General features: G+C 67.4%; 1 protein-coding gene. It reads left to right on the top strand.

The genetic code is table 11. The features are described from left to right. Nucleotides 1-610 (top strand): xanthine dehydrogenase family protein molybdopterin-binding subunit (locus A612_RS00630; protein ID WP_040435367.1); only part of this gene is annotated, 610 nt, incomplete at both ends.

Here is a 610-nt window from a genome sequence, read left to right as displayed (position 1 = left end):
GGCAGCCGCTCGCTGTCCGTGGGCGGCACGGCCATCATGAAGGCGCTGGACAAGATCGAGGCCAAGGCCAAGAAGATCGCCGCGCACCTGATGGAGGCGAGCGACGCCGACATCGAGTTCGCCAATGGCGAGTTCACCGTGAAGGGCACCGACAAGAAGATTCCCTTCGCCCAGGTGGCGCTCACCGCCTACGTGCCGCACAACTACCCGCTGGACAAGCTCGAACCCGGCCTGAACGAGACCGCCTTCTACGATCCGACCAATTTCACCTACCCGGCCGGCACCTACATCTGCGAGGTCGAGGTGGACCCGGCCACCGGCGTGGTGCGCGTGGACCGCTTCACCGCCGTGGACGATTTCGGCGTGATCGTGAACCCGATGATCGTCGAAGGCCAGGTGCACGGCGGGCTGGTGCAGGGCATCGGCCAGGCCTTGCTGGAGCACGGCGTCTACGACCCGGACAGCGGGCAGCTGCTCACCGGCAGCTACATGGACTACACCATGCCGCGCGCGGCCGACTTCCCGCAGTTCACGCTGGGCCACGTGTGCACGCCCTGCACGCACAACCCGATCGGGGCCAAGGGCTGCGGCGAGGCCGGCGCGATCGGCT

Origin of the sequence: Melaminivora alkalimesophila (assembly GCF_000282995.1) — a bacterium.
Classification (GTDB): Bacteria; Pseudomonadota; Gammaproteobacteria; order Burkholderiales; family Burkholderiaceae_C; genus Melaminivora; species Melaminivora alkalimesophila.
The sequence above is the reverse complement of the archived record's forward strand: the minus strand, read 5'-3'. Positions and strand labels throughout refer to the sequence as shown.